The sequence below is a fragment of the Leptospira sanjuanensis genome (genome assembly GCF_022267375.1).
Lineage (GTDB): Bacteria > Spirochaetota > Leptospiria > Leptospirales > Leptospiraceae > Leptospira > Leptospira sanjuanensis.
On the sequence record NZ_JAIZBH010000001.1, the window covers coordinates 1,160,001 to 1,179,802 of the forward strand.

18 protein-coding genes (1 of these 18 only partly in view) are annotated in these 19,802 nt (G+C 45.2%); 13 read left to right on the plus strand and 5 right to left on the minus strand.

The annotated features are described in order from the left end of the window. The 9 genes from LFX17_RS05170 to LFX17_RS05210 all read left to right on the plus strand — a co-directional run. Nucleotides 1-502, plus strand: partial view of a DUF3341 domain-containing protein gene (locus LFX17_RS05170; protein WP_238745454.1) — the 3' portion only. The gene continues 50 nt to the left of window position 1, outside the view; 502 of the gene's 552 nt are visible here — the last part of the coding sequence; its start codon lies off the left edge, out of view; it ends in the stop codon at nucleotides 500-502. A 14-nt stretch (nucleotides 503-516) separates the two neighbouring features. Continuing rightward, entirely contained in the window at nucleotides 517-1,098 is a 582-nt protein-coding gene (locus tag LFX17_RS05175) for a c-type cytochrome (RefSeq protein ID WP_238729308.1), read from the plus strand. Nucleotides 1,099-1,103: 5 nt separating this feature from the next. Beyond that, nucleotides 1,104-2,327 carry a hypothetical protein gene (locus LFX17_RS05180; RefSeq protein WP_238729309.1) on the plus strand — a complete coding sequence of 408 codons (1,224 nt, stop codon included), beginning with the start codon at nucleotides 1,104-1,106 and terminating at the stop codon, nucleotides 2,325-2,327. Nucleotides 2,328-2,340: 13 nt separating this feature from the next. Continuing rightward, nucleotides 2,341-2,820 carry an E-cadherin-binding lipoprotein adhesin Lsa16 gene (gene lsa16, locus LFX17_RS05185; RefSeq protein WP_238729310.1) on the plus strand — a complete coding sequence of 160 codons (480 nt, stop codon included), beginning with the start codon at nucleotides 2,341-2,343 and terminating at the stop codon, nucleotides 2,818-2,820. A gap of 191 nt (nucleotides 2,821-3,011) precedes the next feature. Next, on the plus strand, nucleotides 3,012-3,803 hold the full coding sequence (locus LFX17_RS05190) for an Lp29 family lipoprotein (protein ID WP_238729311.1): 792 nt from the start codon (nucleotides 3,012-3,014) through the stop codon (nucleotides 3,801-3,803). Between the two features lie 313 nt (nucleotides 3,804-4,116). Continuing rightward, nucleotides 4,117-6,021, plus strand: coding sequence for a putative Ig domain-containing protein (locus tag LFX17_RS05195; protein ID WP_238745456.1), 1,905 nt, complete (start codon nucleotides 4,117-4,119; stop codon nucleotides 6,019-6,021). 228 nt (nucleotides 6,022-6,249) lie between these two features. After that, nucleotides 6,250-7,062 carry an Lp29 family lipoprotein gene (locus LFX17_RS05200; protein WP_238745465.1) on the plus strand — a complete coding sequence of 271 codons (813 nt, stop codon included), beginning with the start codon at nucleotides 6,250-6,252 and terminating at the stop codon, nucleotides 7,060-7,062. Then, nucleotides 7,059-8,132, plus strand: a complete 1,074-nt coding sequence (locus LFX17_RS05205; RefSeq protein WP_238729314.1) for a helix-turn-helix domain-containing protein — start codon at nucleotides 7,059-7,061, stop codon at nucleotides 8,130-8,132. Before LFX17_RS05200 ends, LFX17_RS05205 begins: the two co-directional genes overlap by 4 nt. Before the next feature lie 90 nt (nucleotides 8,133-8,222). Beyond that, nucleotides 8,223-8,657: a DUF4345 domain-containing protein gene (locus LFX17_RS05210; RefSeq protein ID WP_238729315.1), complete on the plus strand. Its 435-nt coding sequence runs from the start codon at nucleotides 8,223-8,225 to the stop codon at nucleotides 8,655-8,657. 168 nt (nucleotides 8,658-8,825) lie between these two features. Here the strand turns inward: LFX17_RS05210 and LFX17_RS05215 are convergent, their stop codons facing one another. Next, nucleotides 8,826-9,374 carry a hypothetical protein gene (locus LFX17_RS05215; RefSeq protein WP_238745468.1) on the minus strand — a complete coding sequence of 183 codons (549 nt, stop codon included), beginning with the start codon at nucleotides 9,372-9,374 and terminating at the stop codon, nucleotides 8,826-8,828. Between the two features lie 611 nt (nucleotides 9,375-9,985). Here LFX17_RS05215 and LFX17_RS05220 point away from each other — a divergent pair. The 3 genes from LFX17_RS05220 to LFX17_RS05230 all read left to right on the plus strand — a co-directional run bounded on the left by LFX17_RS05220 (nucleotide 9,986) and on the right by LFX17_RS05230 (nucleotide 14,404). Then, nucleotides 9,986-11,365 carry a phospholipase C/P1 nuclease family protein gene (locus LFX17_RS05220; protein ID WP_406600480.1) on the plus strand — a complete coding sequence of 460 codons (1,380 nt, stop codon included), beginning with the start codon at nucleotides 9,986-9,988 and terminating at the stop codon, nucleotides 11,363-11,365. Nucleotides 11,366-11,719: 354 nt separating this feature from the next. Then, entirely contained in the window at nucleotides 11,720-13,294 is a 1,575-nt protein-coding gene (locus LFX17_RS05225) for a flavin-containing monooxygenase (protein WP_238729317.1), read from the plus strand. A 747-nt stretch (nucleotides 13,295-14,041) separates the two neighbouring features. Then, nucleotides 14,042-14,404: a LytTR family DNA-binding domain-containing protein gene (locus LFX17_RS05230; protein ID WP_238745471.1), complete on the plus strand. Its 363-nt coding sequence runs from the start codon at nucleotides 14,042-14,044 to the stop codon at nucleotides 14,402-14,404. A gap of 2 nt (nucleotides 14,405-14,406) precedes the next feature. Here the strand turns inward: LFX17_RS05230 and LFX17_RS05235 are convergent, their stop codons facing one another. After that, nucleotides 14,407-15,450 (minus strand): hypothetical protein, encoded by a 1,044-nt coding sequence (locus tag LFX17_RS05235; RefSeq protein WP_238745473.1) that lies wholly within the window; start codon nucleotides 15,448-15,450, stop codon nucleotides 14,407-14,409. Nucleotides 15,451-15,847: 397 nt separating this feature from the next. On the opposite strand from LFX17_RS05235, the gene LFX17_RS05240 reads away from it, so the two are divergent. Beyond that, the gene (locus tag LFX17_RS05240) at nucleotides 15,848-16,585 is read left to right on the plus strand and encodes a sensor histidine kinase (RefSeq protein WP_238745476.1); all 738 of its coding nucleotides are present in this window, start codon (nucleotides 15,848-15,850) and stop codon (nucleotides 16,583-16,585) included. A gap of 37 nt (nucleotides 16,586-16,622) precedes the next feature. Here the strand turns inward: LFX17_RS05240 and LFX17_RS05245 are convergent, their stop codons facing one another. The 3 genes from LFX17_RS05245 to LFX17_RS05255 all read right to left on the minus strand — a co-directional run bounded on the left by LFX17_RS05245 (nucleotide 16,623) and on the right by LFX17_RS05255 (nucleotide 19,629). Beyond that, nucleotides 16,623-17,660: an LB_137 family protein gene (locus LFX17_RS05245; protein WP_238745478.1), complete on the minus strand. Its 1,038-nt coding sequence runs from the start codon at nucleotides 17,658-17,660 to the stop codon at nucleotides 16,623-16,625. A 95-nt stretch (nucleotides 17,661-17,755) separates the two neighbouring features. Continuing rightward, nucleotides 17,756-18,256 carry an Lcl C-terminal domain-containing protein gene (locus LFX17_RS05250; RefSeq protein WP_238745481.1) on the minus strand — a complete coding sequence of 167 codons (501 nt, stop codon included), beginning with the start codon at nucleotides 18,254-18,256 and terminating at the stop codon, nucleotides 17,756-17,758. A gap of 14 nt (nucleotides 18,257-18,270) precedes the next feature. Then, complete coding sequence (locus tag LFX17_RS05255) at nucleotides 18,271-19,629, minus strand: Lcl domain-containing protein (RefSeq protein ID WP_238729323.1); 1,359 nt, start codon at nucleotides 19,627-19,629, stop codon at nucleotides 18,271-18,273. Between the last annotated feature and the right edge of the window lie 173 nt (nucleotides 19,630-19,802).

Sequence of the window (19,802 nt, forward strand, 5' to 3'; positions counted from 1 at the left end):
GGGAGTATTCGGGCTTTTCGACAGCCCCGCGGAGATCATCTCTGCGGCGCAAAAAACCAAAGAGAAGAATTATACGGACTTCGATTGTTTCACTCCGTATCCGGTTCACGGTTTGGACGACGCGATGGGAGTTCCCCGTTCCGGTCTTCCTTGGGTGACGTTCTTCATGGGTCTTTTCGGATGCACCGTAGGTTTCGGAATGCAGTATCTGACCCACAAGTTCGATTGGCCCATCAACATCTCCGGTAAAAACCTGAACGCATGGTTCGCGTATATTCCGATTACGTTCGAATTCACCGTGTTTATGGCCGGTGTGGGAACCGCTGCGGCGATGTTCTTTTTAACCAGACTTCCGAAAATCAATCGGAGAGTTTTGCATCCGGACATCACTACGGACAAGTTCGCACTCTGGATTCCATCCTCTTCCAAAGGTTATAAGGAAGACGAGGTCGTGAACTTCATCAAGGGTCTCGGCGGAAAGAACGTCGAGGTTGTGAAATAGGAGCAGGGACAAGAATGAAATATTACAAATCTCTAATTTTCCTTTTGGCCGCTGTTCTATTCTGGAACTGCGAGTCCAAAACGCCTCCTCTGGAATACTTTCCGGATATGGCGGATTCTCCGGCGAGAGAAGCACAGGAAGAGGACCCGATCGCACACGACGGAGCGGCTTCCAGAATTCCTCCGAAAGGAGCGGTTCCGGTGAATTATTATCCATACGAGTATCTCGGATTGGATGTAACACAATTACCGAATAAAGGACTTTCTAATCCTTTTAAAAACGATTTGGCCAATCTCCAAAAGGGAGAGGCTAAATATCAAACGTATTGTTCCCCTTGCCACGGCGTAAGAGGGGCGGGGAATGGAACCATCGTTGGTCCGGCTCCAAGAATCGGTTTTCCGGTTCCTGCCGTGATTTCTCCTAAGATCCAAGGATATTCCGACGGACAGATCTATCACGTGATGACCGCGGGTTGGGGAAGAATGAAGAGCTACGCTGCTCAAGTTTCTCCCGAAGACCGCTGGAAGATCGTTCTCTACGTGAGAAAACTCCAGGAATACGAGAACAGAACAAAAAAAGACGTGGCTAGGAATTAAGAATCATGGAAGTCAAAGTCGAACAAAATCTGATTAACTTCAAACTCGACTCCAAGACCCGCAGCGCCCTTTTCGGGATGATCGGGATCGGAGTCTTAAGTTTACTCATTGGGTATTTCACCCTTTCTCATACCCCTCCCAGACACGAGGGAGGACATTCCAATCCGGCTTGGTCCGCGTTTTTGATCGGAACCTTTTTTATCACCGGGATTTCGCTCGCGGGAGTTTTCTTCACTGCGATCAGCAATATCACCGGTGCTCATTGGTCCATTACGGTAAGAAGACTCGCCGAAGGTTACGGATTGTTTCTTCCCGTAGTCGCGGTTCTTTTACTGATTACAACGGTGGGAATCCACGATCTTTACGAGTGGAGTCACGAAGAAGTCGTAGCTCACGATCATCTTCTTCAGCACAAGAAGCCGTTGTTGAACACTCCTTTCTTCGTGATCCGAATGATTCTTTTCGGAGCGGCTTGGTCCGTTTTCGGATGGTTATTCCACAAACGTTCCACCAAACAAGACGGGGATAAGGACGTTGCACACACTCAGTTCAACGCGAGATTGGCCGGAGGATTTATCGTATTCTTCGCTCTTTCTTTCTCTCTTGCTTCTTTCGATTTGATCATGTCTTTGACCCCGCACTGGTTTTCCACCATGTTCGGAGTGTATTGTTTCGCGGGAGCGTATCAAACCGGACTTTCCACTCTCGTAATCATGATCTACTTTCTGAAAAAGAAAGGTTATCTCGGAAACTTAGTGAACGAAAACCATATCCACGATATCGGTAAGTTCATGCTCGGTTTCTGCGTGTTCTGGGCTTACGTGGGATTTTCACAGTTCATGTTGATCTGGTATGCGAGCATTCCGGAAGAAACTTTCTTTTACGAGCAGAGATTGACCGGCGGTTGGGAAGTGTTCACTTACGCTCTTCCGTTTATCAAGTTCATCCTTCCGTTTTTGTTGCTCTTGAACAGACCGAACAAAAGAGACATCAACTTTCTCGTGAAAGTTGCGATCTGGATCGTGTTTACGCAAGTGATCGAAATTTATTGGCTGGTGTTTCCGGCTAACTTCGAAAACTTCCAGCTTTCCGGACTTGTAGTAACTCTCGGAGCGGTGATCGGTTTTATCGGTCTTTTCGGTTTCGTAGTGTTGAAACGTTACGAGTCCGCGGCTCTGATTCCGGTGGGAGATCCAAGATTGGATCAATCCTTACATCATCATCAATAAGAGAGGAAGAACGATGAAAAAGAATTTAAAACTGACCGTTCTTTTAACAAGTATGGCTCTTCTTTTGGGAGCCTGTTCGAAACTCGCGCAGGTTACCAATCATAAGAATTGCGATCCTTCCTTAGTGAACGCTTCTCTGGAACCTACGGTTCCTATTTTTGCGGAAGCGGATGCGACTTCCGCAGTTAAGGAAAGAATCGCTCCCGGTTCCGTGGTTCGAGTGTATGACTACAGAAACCACGAAGCGAATCCTAAACTTTTCGTTCGTGTTAAGACCGAAAAAACCGAAGGCTGGATCAATCCTCGTTGTTTAGTGGTGGGACAGGATCCTGAAAAATCCGTTTTCACTTGGGGATACCGGAAAGACTACGTTCACTTTTACAATCCTGAAGACCACGAGCATTATCCGAACGGATACGAATTCCCGGAATACGCTTCTCTTCCTAAGGATAAGGTTCCTTTGGCAGAACTTGCTCCGGAACTGAAAAAGTAAAACAGCAACCGTTACTTAAAACATTGGAAAGCTCCATGCCGCTTCGAAAGAAGGGCATGGATTTTTTTTTGCCGTGATATTGTTTGAACTAAAAGTCTTCGGTATTCGAAAATATTATCAATTCTTAAAATACATTCGTTTTTTGTCCGAGCTCGAGCAAAGGACGAATATATTAAAAAAGGGGTTTTGACGTGAGAAATTTAAGTTTCATTTTGATTGTTGTTGTAGGTTTCGTTTTCAATTGTAATCGACATTTTTTTCTTAAGGAGTTCCCGGTCTCGGGTGATGTTAAGATTGAGAAAAGACCGAAAATCGCATATATCGGTTTTAGAACTTTCGACGCTCGGATGACCGGATCCAGCGGTAGACGCACAACGTATACCGCCGAATTGACGTACGCCGAGCGTACGATCCCAAAATTAGAAAAGGGCGTTTTTATCGATGAACTGAAAAGTAACGGGACGAGAAAAGATTTATCTTCGGATCTTGTAAAAGCTTTTACACTATCTTATCTTCAAGAAGTAAAGATAAGCGGTTTAAAGGAAATTTCTTACCTTGTGGAAACGGAAAAACAAGGTGAAACCCTGATTTATAAACTCAAAGATTATCCGGTTGACTATTACGTAATTGGAATACATGGACCGGCCTTTACCGAAGTCTCGAATATCGGAGTCGGAATTCTACATTTATTTAGCACACTTTTTTCGATGGTCACTCTCGGATTGATACCCAGCTATAGTGCGGAAGAAGCAAATACGGAAGTGAGAGTGTACGACAGGAATTTGCAACTTCTCAATAATCTGAAATATGATAATTCTTATTCCTCGATTTCTTCAATTTGGATTTCAGCGAATCCACCTAAGTGCGGCAGGTTGGAGTGTATCGTGAAAAAAGTCGAATCTCCTCAAAGTTTTGTCTATCAAGGAATGGGTCCTAAAGTAGAAGAGGATGTTCTACGGTTGATAGAGCAGGTGAAAAAATAAGATCTATTCTGAAACGAAGTTTTTTCAAACTTCGTTTCCCTCCTGCTCTGCAAATAGAACATGTTTTTTTTGCCCTCTGCTTCGGATCGGTTGCTTATAATCGAAGATTTCCTCATTTATAATCGGGGTTGTTGAGCGACCGGATTTCATCTACCATTCTCCCTAGAAAAACAGACTCTGAAGAAGTCTGGAAAAGAAGGGAGGAAAATCTTTGGAAAAAAATGTTCATTTTCGAGTTCGAATCCTTCGGTTTTCCGTTCTTTGTCAGTGCTTTTTTTTCGGTTGTCTGCAGAGTCACGATCCGAGTCATTTCATGGTGTTGCTGGGCAATCCTACTTCGGCGACGATCGAAGATCTTTCGAAAACTGCGGGAACTCCTCCCACTTTGACTTACGCGACGAGTTCGTTTCAATTTATTAAGAACATCTCCATTTCTACGATTCAACCCACGATCACCGGTTCTGTAACTTCGCTTTCCGTTTCACCCGCGTTGCCGTCCGGTCTTTCCTTTGATTCCGCCACAGGTGAAATAACGGGTATACCTACTTCTAAGCTTGCCACTTCTTCTTATACGATTACCGCTTCGAATTCCTCCGGCTCTTCTTCCGTTTCAATTCAGATTTCTGTCGATGCTCTCAATGCGGAATGGGAGAGTTTTTTAAAAGCCCCCAATCCGGATAGCAGCGATACGAGCGGAGGATTCGATCTCGATCTTTCGGGAGACACTTTGGTGCTGGGTATCTGCGGCGAGGACAGCGCTCAAACCGGAATTATCCAAAGTCCGTTTGTAGGTTTGACTTCTGCCGGGGACGACGATTCTGCAGCCGGCGCGGGAGCCGCGTACGTGTTTCGTCGCACTGGAACCGCTTGGGCTTTGGAAGCGTATCTCAAAGCTCCGAACGCGGAAGCGAACGATCAATTCGGTTGCAGCGTAGCTATCTCGGGAGATACGATCGTCGTCGGTGCTCGCGCCGAGGATGGCGGGAATTCCGCCATTCTTCATTCTCCTTTTGCCGGTTTGACACCCGCGGGAGATGACGACACTCTGTCGAGCTCAGGGGCTGCGTATGTATACCGTCGAACCGGAACGGTCTGGGGCTTAGAGGCGTATTTAAAGGCGCCTAACGCAGATCTTGGAGATCAATTCGGAACCAGTGTTTCGATTTCCGGCGATCGGATTGGTGTAGGCGCCGGTCAGGAGCGAGGAGGTCTTGGAACGATCATCCAAGCTCCGGCACCGGGTTTTACGGGCGCGACCGACAACGATTCCACTCCGACTTCGGGCGCGATTTATATCTTTGAAAGAACCGGGACGACTTGGACTTGGGACGCCTATATCAAAGCTCCCAACGTGGAAACCGGGGACTTGTTCGGACTCAAGTTTAAAATCAGAGGAGACACTTTGATTGCCGGTGCGATCAGCGAAGACAGCGGAAATACGACGATTCAAAATTCCTTAGGGCCGTCGCTTACGACCGTAGGAGACGATGATTCCCTTTCCAACTCCGGTGCGGTTTATGTATTCCGGAAGACCGGCGCGAATTGGGCGTTCGAATCGTATCTCAAAGCTCCGAACGCGGATAACAGCGATCAGTTCGGAGCCAGTTTGGATCTTTCGGAAGACGGAAATGTCGCCGTAGTCGGAGCCTACAACGAAGACAGCGCTCAAACTACGATTTCAAATTCTCTAGGCGCGAATCTTACAACTGCGGGCGACGACGATTCCGCCTCTGCTGCCGGTGCCGTGTACGTATTTCGTAGAACCGGAACCGTTTGGGCGTTTGAAGTCTACTTGAAGTCCCCGAATATCGAAGCGAACGATAACTTCGGAAGAAGCGTTTCCATTTCGGGCGATATGATTGTCGCTGGAGCAGCCGGAGAGGACAGCGCTCAAACCGGAGTTTTACACTCGCCTGCGACACTTGCCGGTCCGGGAGCCGACGACGATTCCGTAAGTAATTCCGGCGCAGCTTATGTATTTCGAAAACTATCTTCCGGTTGGGCCTTTCAATCCTATTTAAAAGCGACTAACGCGGAAGCTTCGGATGCGTTTGGAATTGCGGTTTGTATCGACGGAGACTTGATGGCGGTCGCGGCGCAGAACGACGACGACGGTCTCGGAATGATTTTGAACAAGTCCGTAAATTCTCCCCCAACGCCTGCGACCGACGACGATAGCGTTTCGAATTCCGGGGCTGTACATATTTTTTATAAGTGATTTGAGACGATCCTAAGGTCGGAGGCGAATAAGAATAAGATTCCGTACGTGAATTTCGGAATCGAACTTCGATTTTAAAAAGAATCGGAACCGCGCGGATCTTTCCGATTTTTTTACGGACCCCCGCGCTTCGATTCTTCTTTTTGATTGCAAAGAGCCGTGCTTTAGGAGAATCTAATACGGAAACGGACGAGAGGACATTCGAGTCCGCAATTTTCCGGTAACACTATGAAACAATCTCGATTCTTCGTATTTTACATTCTGTTTCTTTCCTTTCTTCTCGACTGTAATTATCATTACTATGTGCAAAAATACGGCGCTGACAGCGCCCCGATTCCGAACTTATCCAAGGTAAGAATCGCGTACATCGGTTTTCGGCCTTATGCGACGGAAATGACAACTTCTTCCGCGGAAACGAGGGTTTATACTGCCAATCTCGCATATCCCGATCGAACCATATTAAAATTTCAGAATGGAGTTTACGCATCCGATCTCAAGTCGGCGGGTTTTAGAAAGGACGTTCCCTCGGATAAGGTTAAGAAGTTCGTTCAGGATTATCTCAACGAAGTTAAGGAAAGCGGGGTTCTGGAATTGACATACGTTACGAGCGTGGAAAAAAAAGGGGAGGACAGGATTTTTAAACTCAAGGACATCGGGGTCGATTATTACGTTCTCGGAATCCATACTCCCGCGTTTCAGACTCCGAAACATTTCGGGAGCAGCGTCGTACAATTGTTTTCCTCCATCTTTTCCGTCATCAGCTTCGGACTGATTCCGAGTTATGCGTCCTTGCAAGCCGGGACCGAAATCAGGATTTATGATAGAAATCTAAATCAGCTCACTTCGATCAAATACGACAACGGATATTCCGTGATGGGTGCCGTTTGGGCTTCTTCCGTACCGGAAGAATGTCGTAGAATGGGATGCGACGCTCTCAAACAGGTGACTTCTCCGCCTAAGTTCGTATATCAAGAATTGGGATCAAAGTTCGAGATGGACGTTGCGAGTTTTATCCAAGCGCAGGCCGCATTTCGAAAATGAACGATTCCTGGGAATGGTTCGGAAATGCCTTTTCCGTCTTCGGGGGATTTCTGGCTTTTTTGCTCGCGTTTCCGGAACTGATTCCATTCAAAAAAACTAAATTTCAAATCTCTTTCGCGATCACTCTGCTTTGTATCGGAGTTTTGCAGCTTTTGAACTCCGCCGTTTGTCAGGGAGTTTTCTCGGATTCCGCTTTCTATGTTCGCTTAACAATTCCGCTCTTGTTTGCCTCGGGGCCGCTCGCATATACGGCGTTAGCCGCAATGGTCGAGGAGGACTTTCGATTTGATCGAAAGCGAATTCTTTTTTGGATTCCGACGATCGTCTGCGGAATTGCGGTTTTTTTAATTCCTCGGGAAGAATCGGTTTTTCCCTGGAAAGTCGTGAGTCTTTCGAACGCTTCCGGCGCAAAAAGCCTCGTCTTATTTTTGTTTCTTGCTTCGACCGTATTTTCTTTCGTTTTCGGAATTTCGATTTTTCGAATTTTAATTTCGGTCAAAGAAGCTTCGCTTCGACTTTTGATCCGGATCTGCGCTTTGGACTTTGCGGGCGTTTCCGTATTCGGGGCTCTCGGATTTTTATACGGCGTTTTCTTTTTAAAAATTTCCTCCGTCTTTGTTTCTTTGGCTTTGTGCGGAATCTATTACGTACGAAAGCGCTATTCCAATTTGGAAGAAACGATCCACGTAGAATTGGTGAAGGCGAAGTATTCCCGATCGCGTCTCGGCGGATTGGAAATCGAAGGGATTCTTGCGCGTTTGGAAACGATGATGCGAACCGAAAAATTCTATCAGGATGAGGAAGTATCTCTTGCCGCCGTCGCGGAACGCGTTTCGTTGACGACTCATCAACTTTCGGAACTCATCAATAGCAAACTGAATAAGAGTTTTTTCGTATGGCTCAATCAATACAGAGTGGAAGAAGCGAAAAAACTTCTCGCGGAAACGAATAAGACCGTTTTAGAAATCGCGATGGAAGTCGGATTCAACAATCGATCCTCTTTCAACGAAGCCTTTTTAAAGCTCGCCGAAAAAACTCCCGTCGAATATCGAAAAACCGCAAAGGTCTGAAAAAAATTGTAAGCCTTTATAACACCGGTCGATTTCCAAATCGAAGCGGTGCATACTGGGTCTTGTTGCAAGCCAACAAGGAAGGTATGAATGCAAACCAACAGCCTATCGATGCAGCGATCCGCGGAAGGAAATCGTCTACTCGAGTTTTTTTCGAAAATTTATATCGCTTTAAACGTCTTGGTTTACGCGGGCTTTACGATCGGTTTTTTTCTCGTTCCGATTCGACTCGCTTCGATGATCGGAATCGAAATCAAAAGTTCCGCAGCGCTCGCGGATTTCAGAGCAATGTACGGCGGACTTTGTTTGGGAGTAGGCGTCGTCCTATTATTCGGATTATTCAAAGAAGAATGGCGTAGGGCCTCGATTCTGCTCGCCATCACAACCGCATCCGGTTTGTTCTTAGGAAGAATTTACACTTTGTTCTTGGACGGTCCGGGAAACGAATACATCTATTTGAGCATGGCTACCGAAGTAGGAGCGGTTGCCATCGGAACCTGGATATTACAAAGAACATCGAAGTAACGAGTTTTTCGTTACAACGATACGAAAGTTTTTAAAAACGTTTCTACATCGAGAATCGGAAAAAACCTTCCTTCGAATGAGTTTCGAAGGAAGGTTTAATGCGGTCGGATCGAACGATATTTTAGAATTCGATTCCGAATCTATTTCTTACGGATCTTCAAATCTTTTTTATCTTGTACAACGAACCCGAAACGAGAGTTTCACATCGGGAATATTGCTTGCGGCAAACTGCTTCGTGATCGGGCAGTTCAACGCTTGAAGATCGAAGATCGTAGCCGAAGTTTCCTTAACCGTTGCGGTACAGGTTCCTCGGACGTTATTGGTTCCCGCTCCGTAAACTCCTCCAGCGGTGTCGATGTCCAAAGCGGAACCGCCTTCACCCAGAGTGTGCGTCGTAGTCTGCGAGAAATTGATGTTGTGGATGTTCAAAATCGGAAGGTTGTCCGCGTCGACCATCTGAACGATAATTCCTCCGACTCCCGAAACGCACAATTGCTGGTTGGTCAGAACGAAACTTTCATCGCCTAACTTCATAATGGCGGTGCCGTCCGTAGGTTGCGGCAGGTCCGCCGGACCCGAATTTCCGGCTAACGCCAGTATGGCGAGAATCGGAGTCAGATCCGTTTTGTTGTCCTCGGCGCAATTCGAAAAATTGATCGCCAATCCTACGAGAGTGAGCGCTAGAATGTATCTAACGTTCTTTGTTTTTGTTTGCATTGGGGTCTCCTCTATTTAGAACGGAACGCGAAAATTAAATCTTACGATCGTTAGTCGCGTTGTCGTTCGAATGAGTAAACCTTTGCTAAAACCGGGATTTTCATTTCTGGAAATAAATTTATTCCTTTTTTTCGGGAGTTCGTTCCGCGTTAACGATACGCTTCTAAGCTTTAAATATTTGGTTTCAAACTTTTTGGAATTTTTTCTTAAAAACCTGAACGTTATTCGCCTTTCATTTGTTAAATGAAAATTTTTAAGATGTTTTTTATTCGATTTTTTTACTCCGAAGTCGATGCTGCTTACGCGTGTTTCGAAACCGGATCTGCTTTATCGAAAAAAATAAGCTGTAGGTTATCGCTCCTGGCGCTGCGATGTGGGGCGGTGTTATGAAGTTTCTTTGGAGGAGCATCTTATAAGTTATCAAAAAATTATTTTTTGATTTTGAAATCACCGTTATGAATAACTCCGTTTCCGAACGATTGAGTTTTTTCTTCCGGGAAATCGGGAATTCTATTTTTACGGGATCGAAAGAGGTTTGGGAATCTTTGATTGCGTTAGTTTACTTTGGAGATATTCTTGGACCTTCCATATCCTGAACGAAGAGAATTATCATGATAAAAAAGAAAAAAATTGCAACCTCCCACGCGTCTTTCGCATCCAATGTTTCCTCTTTCTCGATTTTATTTCGTAAAAAAATTTTCGAATTCGGCCGGAAAATCTGGATTTTTCCCCTTCTTTTTCTACTCCCGCAGGGCGTATTTTCCTGGGGCACTCACTATCTCGTGATGGATCGCGCATTGGAACATCCTTCGATGCAATTCATTTCTCAAGAGGTTTCCTCGGAGTCCCTTGATTCTTTCGTAAAAAAGGAAAAGGATTCCTTAAAGGTTCTATTCGACGAGTTTGCGGATTGGGAAACCGAACGCGGCTCAAAGCGGTTTAAAAAGGTTGAATTTAATGCGAAATCGCCTACCGTTCTCGATTTTTTAAAGGCCGCGAGACTCAATCCCGCGACCAAATTTATGGAAGTGGAGCGTATTCTTCCCGGTTCTAAAAATATGAACGGCGATGTTCCGGTTTCGGCGATCACTCCGTATTTACCCGATTTGGCGGAACTTCCTGCGAGATTTCGATCCACCGCGGGTAAAAAAATCAAGATTAGAAACGTATTATATACCTTTATCGACGAACCCGATTGGGGAATGGACCACAGTCTTTGGGGTTTCGAGGAATACGGATACGGAAAGCAGCCGTACGGTAAACCGCAAGGTGAAAGTAGCAAGGCTCCGTTTCATATGCAGTTTCAGAACGAAAACTGGATTCTTTCCTTATTCGCGCCGGAAATCGTGGAAGGAGGAATGATCTTGGATCGAATCGAGTTGTTTTCCAGACTTTCCAAATTGGCCGGAAAAACGGGACACGATTATTGGAAATATCGATTCGCCGCTTGGGCCTGTCATTACATTCAGGATATCGGGCAACCGTATCATTCCAAAGCGGTTCCTGACGCCGGTTTTTTCTATTACTTGAAATTTGCTTTTTCTTCTAAGGAATCCAAAAAGGAAACGAAGGCGAAAACCACACAGCTTGTTTCCAATCGTCACTTCCTATACGAAGACTTCGTTTCCTACGGATTGATTCAGTTTTATAAGAGCCCGACTCCGGTGACTTCCACTTTGGCCGGATTTTTAACGAAAGATTTCGACGGCTTCCCGGATGAATCGTCTAACGCTGATTTGATGAAATTCGTGGGTAAGCGGGCGGCTTTCCATGCGGTCGACATCAACGAATCCATCATCGATACGTTCGGTTACGAATATACAATGAAACCTGAATATGATCTGGAAAAGGAACTCGGAACCAAGATGAAGGAAATCTTCCCGACCTTGGATCGCGAAAAAGCCGATCATCTTTTGGAAGAAACGGGCCGGGACTTTTCTCTAACCGGTTCGGCTACGCGGGAAATTCTCCGTTCTCTCTTAAAGGATTAGAACGTTTTCCGATTTTCGAAAAAGAAACGCCGCATACGATTCCTGCGGTTATGCGGCGCGATTTTACCTTTCATAAAAATGCCCCGGTTCTTTTAGGGGCATTCTTTCGATTTACTCCGCCCGCTCTTTACGGGGCCGACTTTCGTCTCCGGTATGGATTCGGATCTTGCTCGAACGACTCTTGAATTGCGGAAAAAAATCCTCTCTGATTTCGGAATCGATCAGCCGATCTCGGTCAAAAATCATAAGTCTGGTCGAAGAAGACGGCGTTTGATGTTAGGATCATTCCCGAAAAGCGAAAGGTTTATCCTTAAGGTTTTTCTATGATTTCGATTGAATTTGGAGAATAGGGAAATGGCTCAGAAATTGAAAGAAGCGGCGGATAAATTGAAAACTTCCGATCATCCGGTCTTGGACGCGATTATCATCGGAACGGGGTTTGCGGGACTTGGAATGGGAATCCGTTTAAAACAAGCGGGAATTCATTCTTTTGTCATCTTGGAACAAGCGGATGGGGTGGGAGGTACTTGGAGAGACAATCATTATCCGGGCGCGGCCTGCGACGTACAATCTCATCTGTATTCTTTTTCGTTCGAACAAAATCCGAACTGGTCTAGAATGTACGGTCTTCAATCCGAGATCCTGGGTTATCTGAATCATTGCACGGATAAATACGATCTCAGGTCTCATATTCGTTTTAACAATTCCGTGAACTCGGCGATCTTCGACGAACGATCCGGGTTGTGGCACGTAACGTCTACGAACGGAAATTCGTTTAAGTGTAAAAGTCTGATTAACGGTTCCGGCGGTTTGAGCCGTCCCGTTCTTCCGGATATTCCCGGTTTGAAAAAATTCAAAGGGAAGATGTTTCACTCGGCGCGCTGGGACCACTCCTACGATCTCAACAATAAAACCGTGGGCGTCATCGGAACCGGAGCGAGTGCGATCCAGATCGTTCCCGCGATTCAACCGAGCGTCAAAAAACTGCATCTCTTTCAAAGAACCGCGCCTTGGGTGATCGCGAAACCGGACCGCGCGATTTCCGGAACGGAACGTTGGTTGTTCCGTTTTTTTCCTCCGGCTCAACGGTTGTTCCGTCTTGCGATCTATTGGATGCTCGAATTCAGGGTGATCGCTTTTACGATTCATCCGGGTTTGATGAGGATACTGGAGGCATTTGCGAAAAGTTATCTCAAAAAACAGATCAAAAACCCGGAACTCAGACGAAAAGTGACTCCGAATTTTACGATCGGATGTAAGCGTGTTTTGATTTCCAACGAATACTACGGTGCATTACAAAAACCGAATGTGATCGTGAATACTACTGCGATCCAAGAGATCCGCGAGAACGGAATCGTTACGAAGGACGGTACGGAACATCCGATCGACGCGCTCATCCTCGCGACGGGTTTTCAGGCCGCGGAGGCAATGTCTCCTTTTGAAGTGAAGGGTTTAAACGGAAACGATCTGAACGACGCTTGGAAGAACGGAGCTGAAGCGTATTTGGGGACCACCGTTTCAGGCTTTCCGAATTTCTTTTTAATCGTAGGTCCGAACACTGGTCTCGGTCATAGTTCCATGGTTTTGATGATCGAATCGCAGATCCATTACGTGCTTCAGTGTATTCTTTCCATGCGTAAGAAAAAACTGAAATTTATCAACGTGTTGAAACAAGCTCAGGATAAATACAATCAGGCGATTCAGTCAAGATTGGAAAAATCCATCTGGAATACGGGAGGTTGCGTCAGTTGGTATCGCACGAGTTCGGGTAAGAATACTACGTTGTGGCCCGGATTCACGTTCGAGTTTCGTTTAAAAACCAAGTTCGTGAATCTTTCACATTACGAAGCGGTAAAGGCGGACGATCGACTGGAAAGCATCGGTTTGGTTTCTCGTATCGCGATGTTGTTTTCGGGAGTTTTCCGCTAAAAAGGATTCTCAAGACTCAATCGGAACCGCGATCTCATCGAATGAGACGGGGTTCTATTGGAAACCGTAGAACGTTTCCGTTTGTATGGCCGGGTTTTGCCCGGCTTTTTTTATTTTCGCAACCTACGATCATCGGACTCGGCAGTAAAGTGATGATCCATTTTTTATCGAATGGTTCGATTTTCATCCATACTCTTTGTGCTTTTAAACGGCTTATCAAGGGAAACAAACGAAGAAAAATTTTTTTTATTCGCGGTGTTTCTTTCACACAACGTCATGAGCCTTTGATTACATTAGAAAGGTGTTTTATTTGTGCGTATTTATTTGAAGTGGAAACAATTGTATAGAAAGAGTTGATTTCAACACGATATGTCTTTATGTTCATCACTCAGTGAAGCAGTTTTTCAATTTATTATTTCAAATTTTAAAAATGAAAAGCCGTCTTTGTTATCGCTTTCGCTTTTTTGCGCAAGTCGGATCAGAATTTGAAATTTAAGAAGTATAAAACCGTTCTCTTGCGTCGAACCTAAGTTCCCGTGCGTTGATCGGTAAGAAAATTATTTCCGAAACGAACCTCGCGAGAGGTTCGGTAAATAAAATGAGAATTTTTAAGGACAATTGAAAGAGAGGAGCGGTTCGTTTGTTCTTGCTGTCGAAAGAGAAAGAAACTCAAAGAGGTGTTGTCTATTTTATGAAATCTCTTTTATGTCGGTTTAATTTGAAATATTATGCGAAAGGATCGATCGGATGAAGTTCAATGAAGTCAAAATCATAGGAGCCATGTTTAGGGGCGCCGATCGGAATTACTTCGTGACGTTTTCGAATATCGTTTATATTTCCTCGAACGGAAGATATTCCGTTCTTCATACGCCGGATCAGAATTTGGAAGTAGTCGGAACGTTGAAGCAGACCTTACAGAGATTACAATCCGAAAAGTTCGTAAGAGTTCACAAACAGTATATTATCAATATGGAATTTTTAGGACATGTGGAATACTTTACGGACGGTGTGCACTACGCGTATATGACCGACGATGAAAAAAGTCAGGTTCCCGTGAGCAGGGTTTATCTTCCGTATACTTGGCCGGATCAAAACAAAGCGGAGGCGTGATTCTATTTCGATATGGAGTGAACTTCTTTCTCTTCCAGAATTTCTTCTCCTTTTCCGGTAAAGATGTGGATTCCGTCGTTTTGGGTTTTGATTCTTCCTTTTAAAATTCTTCCGTTCTTGAGACGTATGATCCAAGGATTTTCCGGTAAAGACGGATTTGCGGACGGCTTGAAATAGGAAGCTTGAGTGGAATCTCTGAGCGAGAAAGTCGTATCCTTCCGCAGAGTTTCATTCAACGTTTCGAATTGAGTTCGGTTTAATATTACCTTCCGAAGATTCGGTTTTTCGGTTTCGATCTCCATCGATTCGCCGGGTACGGACAAATGTTCGTGAACCGACGTATCTCGATCCTCATAGTCGGAGTCGAGAGATCCTTCCAATAAAGTGAAATATGCCTTCGTGTTGGCGATCTCCGCCAAAATTTTTGTTCCCGTAAGTTGAATCTTCCAGCCTCCGATAAAAAATTTAGTTCCGCTTCCGGGACGCAGATCTTCCCACAGATAGATTCTTCCCGTTTTGAGTTCAAGATGGAGTCGCGTAGTTTGCGAACGCACGGCTTGAATCGTAGCCGCGGTGTTCGGAAAAAGAAGGAGTCGAGTCGTTCCAAAAAGAGAAGTATTCGAAATTTTACATTCTCTTGGAGAAGGATCGATTTTCCAAAGATCCGGATCCGTTTGCAGAACCTTACATCCTTCTCCGTTCCAACTTAATTCGAAGTTCGCATTTCGATCCGATTGAAGCCGCCATTGTACCCAAACGACCGCGGAATACGCGATCAAAAACAAACAAGCGAGCGAGATCAACTCGAAACGCCAAACGGCCGGGAAAACGAATCTTTTGGTTTCTTTTTTGGAATTGCGCGCGTTAGGCAAAACGTCGATCGGGTGCAAAGACAGATTCGGAGTTTCCTCGCTTCCTTCTTTTTGAAAGGAAGAATACTCCGTATACGGAGCGTACCGGACCAGCTCCTTTTTTTGTTCTTCACTCAAAGCCGGTTTAGAACTTCTTCGGAAGATTCGCAGCGGATAGAAGGATTCGAGAAACATTCTCTTCTCCAAATATTTCTTAAAATCTTCCCGTTTCATGCGAATGTGAATATAAACTTTCACCCGTACAAGCCAAGTATTAAAAAATTCCCGAACGTTTAAGATTTCTTGTCCCGTTTGAATGCGCTTGGAAAGGGAATGAACGATACAAAAATGGGAATGTAAAACGGCCTCTTTGGAAATGTTTGCGGTTTTTTTCGATGCTCGGAAGTTGCCTTCTTTAAAGATGGTATCGATGGAAAAAAGAGGGGCGTTATTTTTCCTGTTCTTTGATCGTAAAGGAATCTTTTTTTCAAATCTCCTCCTGTTTTCTCTGGCGGGATCCGGAATTTATTTTTCGTCTCTCCAGAATCCAAGAACCTCCGCGCATTTATACGTAACTTTGATTCTTCTTTTTATGCCCTTGCATTTCGTTTTTGTTTGTTTTTTGATACGCAATGCGTTTCAAGGCGAATTTAAAAATTCGAATGCGAATCCGAAAGGTTTGGAGCCGAGCAACGTTTCTCCCGATCGGGAATTTTTAGGTTCACGAATTTATAATCTAAGAATGACCCCGCATTTTCTATTCAACTCGTTGATGACGCTTCGTATCTACATGGAAAGCGAACGAGAAGATGCCGTCGAATATTTGGATAGTCTTTCGAATATGCTTCGGTACTCGTTCCGTTTCGTAAATCGGGATCGCGTTTCTCTAAGGGAGGAATTGGATTTTACTCTCTCCTATTTCGATCTTGTTAAAAACAAGGCGAAACATCCGTTTCGAATTCTCATCAAAAAAGAAGTGGGAATGGAAATCGGTAAAGTTTTCGTTCCTCCGTTCCTGATTCAGACTTTAGTGGAAAATTCGGTAAAGCACGCGGTGATGAAATCGAAACATTCGATCGTGATCGAAGTGGAAATCGGTTGGGAGTTCGAGGATCGGATTCGAATTACGGTACAAGACAACGGTCCGGGCGCACGGATCGCAGGCGACGATTTGGAAGAAGGGACATTCTTTTATTTGAGAAGAAGACTGAAGGAGATCTGCACCGAAGCGGAATTGAAGATTCAAAGCGAGATCGGAAGCGGGTTTAAAACGGAAATTTCCCTATACGACGCCTCTTTGCTCGAGGCCAGAAGTAAAATTTATTCCTGATTCAACGATATATTCTTAATTTTGAATATACTGAATTTTAGAAGCAGAACTCCAGACGAATCTGTGCTTCCGTTTCCGATCGGGAGCGTTCATTCCAGGGAAAACGAAAGGACGGAAGGATTCTAAAGGAGGATTTCTCCCCCGTTTCCGAATTCGGCTTCCAAGTCCAGATATCCAATAGATTCAAAACGTAGAATAGGGAAGTAAGAATCAGAAATGAGCGGTTTTTACTTTTGTGTTCGTAATAGGCTTCGTATTCGAAATCCACAAACAACAGCGCGTATTCCTTCCCCAAAAGAATCGCTTGTTCGTTGATTTCTTTTTGTCTTCTGAGTTCGCTTTTTCCCCTCAGATATTCGTATTCCGCCGCCGCCGCCGATAGGAGCGTTCCGATGAACAGGGTAGTCCCCGAAGTTTTTCTTCCGGTTCGAATTTGATGACTGCCCGGTATTAGAATTTCATACAGTCGAACGGAACGGTCGATCTCCTCGGAACTCGGGTTTGTTCGCGCCGGTGGACCGGAAGTATATGCGATTTTTTGAATGGATGAGTTCGGAATCCGATTTTTTTGGGAATCGATCGAAAGTGTCGTCGTATCGAAACCGATTTTAAATAAAATTCCTCTGCTCCTTTCTCCCGATTGAAGAGTTACTTCCACTTCGTATCCGGAGAGCATGCTTTGAAATTTTTTCGGATCGAACGGAAATTGAAATTCGGCGGAACGAATCTCGGAGAGCAATACGACTTTAAGTTCGGATTTTTCCGCGTCGTAAAAAACGAATTTTTCACGATCGACGACTTCGAGTAGGATAAGTTCCGAAGTTTGGGAATCGGTCTTGAGCGTCGTTCGAATTCCGCTGAATCCGAGTTCTATCTTTTCGATTTCTTTCGAAGGGATTTCTTTTTTTCCCTCCGCAGTCGAAAGTTCCACTCCGTTTTCTTTATACTGAATGATCTTGCCGATCAAAGGAGTTTTATTTTTTCTAAGCCGTATCGTGTCCGAAAAGAGATTTTGCGAAAAGAATAGGACGATCAGAAATACGAACTTGGCGCCGATTCTAAACTTTGGGAACATGAAACGAAACGAAATTTCCGCGCGAATCGTAGATTCACGCGATCAATAGACTCTATTAGGAAACGTTTCGTTCTAATATACCGGATTCAAGTCTTTTACGGTCCCGTAACACACCGCACGTAATGTTGTCCCGATTTTAGATCGTCGTCGCTTCCTCCCAGATCAAAGTCGACGAGCATCGCTCTATCTCTTCCTCCCGGAGCGAATATCGATGGATGCGTGGTCGAGGTCCAATAATATGCAAAGTCGTGTCCGGGAGTATGCGGGAACGCGCTGCCTGCGACTGCCGGAGCCTCATAGTAGTAATTGATTATGGTAAAAAGCTCCTTGATATTCGGGAGTCTCCAAACTACGCCCCCTAAAGTCAATCCGCTGCAATAAGCCAACGCATTTCTCCACGTATCGGTGGTCGCGTTTTCGGGACAAGTCGGAGGCGTTTGGCCCATACTACAGACAGTCCAAATCAGTCCGGTATCCGAGTCGATTACGGTACCGGGAATCGGTCCGGTACTATATGAACCGATCGAAAATTTTTCGGAGGAAACAACTAAAAGTAGAATCGCCAACGCAAAATATATGGATCTAATGTTTTTCATTTTTATCATCCTGTTCATTCGTTTGTAACGCAATAGTGGTAGAACTGGTATGTTTTTTCCAAATTCTGGGTCTTGCCTGCGAACGTATTGATTTTAAAAGCTCTGTCTTTGTTGTTTGTCGCCACCCTTGCGGTGGAGGACCAATAGTTTTCGCTCTTGAGCATATTCGGAAAATAGATAGGATGGACGATGGAATTCGATGTATAAGAATAATCTAAAATAGATTGAAGTTCTCTGATCGTAGGAAGCCTCCATCCTCCTTTGCCGGCATAACCAGCTCCCGAATTTCGAGTATCATAACTTCCGCAAATTTGGATCGCCTGACTCCAAGTCGATGCGATCGCTCCATATGCCGGACTTGTTCCGGTTCCGGTGCAAGCGCTTCCGGTCCAAACTTGTCCGTGAGTACATGTTGTCCAAGTGAGATCGGTTAAACCGTGATAGGTTATCGGGTCGTTCGGATAACTTGCGTTCACGCTCGGTCCCGCGAGAGTTGCGGAAGGGGACGGATCCGTAATTTCCCCGTCCATTCCCGGCTCGCAAGAAACCGAGGTTCCTATTTGGTTCCAGCAACCTATTTGTCCTGTGTCCACTAAAGGAACGTAAGTGGATTCCGCTCCGGTGGCGCTGGTTCCGGAATAGTTCGCCGAAAGGGAGTTTCCGGCCGCGTCTTTCATTCCTGAACCGGCAAGGGTCCAACGAAATGAAAAACTTTCGGGAAGAGCGTCTAACCTGATCGTTAAGTTCGTGTTCGAGGTCCACGTATGAGAATATCCTAAAGTGGAGAACGCCGTATAGGTTCCGGTTGCGATTCTGTCCTCGAAACTGATGGCCGGAACCGAAGCCATATCCATGGGTTCGTTAAACGTAAGTCTCAATTCAAAGGAAAGAGGGCTGAATCCGGTATGGCTGTTCGGCGGAGAATGCGAACTTACGAGAGGCGAAGTCGTATCCGGAACCGCGGCCAAAGTCGCGGTCGCCTTTCTGTTCGTATAAGTCGGCAAAAGTAAGGCGGCCAATGCGCTCATCGGGACAATTTCAACGTCGCTTGATCCGATCGCTATTTTTGTTGCAAGACCTTTGGATCCGGCCGTGTTCGATATCGTTAGCACTCCCGTATTTGTAGAGGTCCAGTCGACGTCATCGGTGATTTCAGCGTTTAAAATTCCGTTTATATAATGATACGCACGAAACTGAGTCGTTCCGCCCACGTATTCGCTCAAAGTTCTAGGTTCGATTAAAATGCTGTGCGAAGTGACGACTACCGCAGGCCCCCCCTCGGGCGCCGAAGGGGAAGAGGAATTCGTTGCGTTCGGAACATCTTTGTCGCCAAGGAGGGAGAATAATAACGCCCTTCCTTTGGGATCATCCATTAAGCAGAATTGAAACGCGAACGAGATGCAAAAAATCCCAATCACCCCGATGAATCGGAAGCGAAATTTTGTTTCGCGCTCGCCGATTCGAGGAATCAATCCCTTTGTTGAGTATTCTTTATGCGTCACCAAAACAACCCTCCGGGATCTTAAAATACATTATAAATATATAA

Bases quoted from the DNA above. Each gene is read 5' to 3' on its own strand.
- LFX17_RS05175 (WP_238729308.1), top strand. From the start codon at position 517: ATGAAATATTACAAATCTCTAATTTTCCTTTTGGCCGCTGTTCTATTC.
- LFX17_RS05180 (WP_238729309.1), top strand. From the start codon at position 1,104: ATGGAAGTCAAAGTCGAACAAAATCTGATTAACTTCAAACTCGACTCC.
- lsa16 (WP_238729310.1), top strand. From the start codon at position 2,341: ATGAAAAAGAATTTAAAACTGACCGTTCTTTTAACAAGTATGGCTCTT.
- LFX17_RS05195 (WP_238745456.1), top strand. From the start codon at position 4,117: ATGGTGTTGCTGGGCAATCCTACTTCGGCGACGATCGAAGATCTTTCG.
- LFX17_RS05200 (WP_238745465.1), top strand. From the start codon at position 6,250: ATGAAACAATCTCGATTCTTCGTATTTTACATTCTGTTTCTTTCCTTT.
- LFX17_RS05205 (WP_238729314.1), top strand. From the start codon at position 7,059: ATGAACGATTCCTGGGAATGGTTCGGAAATGCCTTTTCCGTCTTCGGG.
- LFX17_RS05210 (WP_238729315.1), top strand. From the start codon at position 8,223: ATGCAAACCAACAGCCTATCGATGCAGCGATCCGCGGAAGGAAATCGT.
- LFX17_RS05215 (WP_238745468.1), bottom strand. From the start codon at position 9,374: ATGCAAACAAAAACAAAGAACGTTAGATACATTCTAGCGCTCACTCTC.
- LFX17_RS05220 (WP_406600480.1), top strand. From the start codon at position 9,986: ATGATAAAAAAGAAAAAAATTGCAACCTCCCACGCGTCTTTCGCATCC.
- LFX17_RS05225 (WP_238729317.1), top strand. From the start codon at position 11,720: ATGGCTCAGAAATTGAAAGAAGCGGCGGATAAATTGAAAACTTCCGAT.
- LFX17_RS05230 (WP_238745471.1), top strand. From the start codon at position 14,042: ATGAAGTTCAATGAAGTCAAAATCATAGGAGCCATGTTTAGGGGCGCC.
- LFX17_RS05235 (WP_238745473.1), bottom strand. From the start codon at position 15,450: ATGTTTCTCGAATCCTTCTATCCGCTGCGAATCTTCCGAAGAAGTTCT.
- LFX17_RS05240 (WP_238745476.1), top strand. From the start codon at position 15,848: ATGCCCTTGCATTTCGTTTTTGTTTGTTTTTTGATACGCAATGCGTTT.
- LFX17_RS05245 (WP_238745478.1), bottom strand. From the start codon at position 17,660: ATGTTCCCAAAGTTTAGAATCGGCGCCAAGTTCGTATTTCTGATCGTC.
- LFX17_RS05250 (WP_238745481.1), bottom strand. From the start codon at position 18,256: ATGAAAAACATTAGATCCATATATTTTGCGTTGGCGATTCTACTTTTA.
- LFX17_RS05255 (WP_238729323.1), bottom strand. From the start codon at position 19,629: ATGGATGATCCCAAAGGAAGGGCGTTATTATTCTCCCTCCTTGGCGAC.